Annotated in this window: 2 protein-coding genes; one reads left to right on the top strand and one right to left on the bottom strand. The window is 58.3% G+C overall.

The features are described 5' to 3' along the window. Positions 1-238 (bottom strand): hypothetical protein (locus HT737_RS31125; RefSeq protein WP_220459274.1); only part of this gene is annotated, 238 nt, incomplete at its 3' end. Between HT737_RS31125 and rarD the strand changes: the two genes are divergently transcribed. Further along, the gene (gene rarD, locus HT737_RS00935; protein ID WP_182401030.1) at positions 186-1,067 is read left to right on the top strand and encodes an EamA family transporter RarD; all 882 of its coding nucleotides are present in this window, start codon (positions 186-188) and stop codon (positions 1,065-1,067) included. The genes HT737_RS31125 and rarD overlap by 53 nt on opposite strands. The last annotated feature ends 47 nt before the right edge of the window (positions 1,068-1,114 follow it).

Below are 1,114 nucleotides of genomic sequence, written 5' to 3'. Positions count from 1 at the left end.
CTCGCGAAGAGGCCGGCACATTCAACATCTGCGTTGTCTGGCACACCGCTTTCGCGAGCAGGCTCGCTCCCACAGGTTTTGTGCTTATCTTCAGAATGTGGGAAATATTGAGCACTCGGCCAATATTCAGCACAAAAACCACGTATCCTGCGCGCCCTGTTTGATCACCCACCCGCGAGGACAGTTTGTCTAAAGGTATCGCTCTATCGGTATCAGCTTCGGTGCTGTTTGCCGTCATGTATTACTACACCTCGCTGCTCACCCCGTTGAGCGGCGTGGAAATCTTTGGCTGGCGGATGCTGCTGACCGTGCCGTGCATGACCGTGTTCATGCTGGTTTCCGGTGAATGGCGGCGAGTACTGGAGTTGCTGCGGCGCGTGGCCGGCTCTCCGAAGCTGACAGGCGGCCTGAGCGTTTCGGCAGCGTTGCTCGGCGTGCAGTTGTGGCTGTTCATGTGGGCGCCGCTCAACGGTTATAGCCTTGACGTGTCGCTGGGCTATTTCCTGCTGCCGCTGGCGATGGTGCTGACCGGGCGCATCGTCTACGGCGACAGCCTGTCGTACCTGCAGAAAATCGCGGTGTTCTTTGCCGTTCTCGGCGTGGCAAACGAGCTGTATCGGGTCGGCGGTTTTTCCTGGGCGACCCTGGTGGTTGTGGTCGGTTACCCGCTGTACTTCGTGCTGCGCAAACGCTTGAAGACCGACAACCTCGGCGGTCTGTGGGTCGACATGACGCTGATGCTGCCGGTGGCGTACTGGTTTGTACGCGGTGGCGAGCAAGGCTTTGCCGTGTTCGATCAATACCCAGGCCTGTTGTGGCTGATTCCGCTGCTCGGCCTGATCAGTGCCTCGGCGCTGGTGGTGTACATCATTGCCAGCCGCTTGTTGCCGTTCAGCCTGTTTGGTCTGCTCAGCTATGTCGAGCCGGTATTGCTGCTCGGTGTCGCGCTGTTGCTCGGTGAAAGTATCAAGGCCGGTGAATGGCTGACTTACATCCCGATCTGGCTGGCGGTGGTGGTGCTGGTCTTCGAAGGCTTCAAGCACTTGATGCGGCAGCGCCGCTCTTAAAAGCAAAAGATCGCAGCCTTCGGCAGCTCCTACATTGGAATACATTC

Source organism: Pseudomonas sp. MD195_PC81_125 (genome assembly GCF_014060985.1).
GTDB classification, from domain to species: Bacteria; Pseudomonadota; Gammaproteobacteria; order Pseudomonadales; family Pseudomonadaceae; genus Aquipseudomonas; species Aquipseudomonas parakoreensis.
This window is presented reverse-complemented; position numbering and strand designations above follow the sequence as displayed.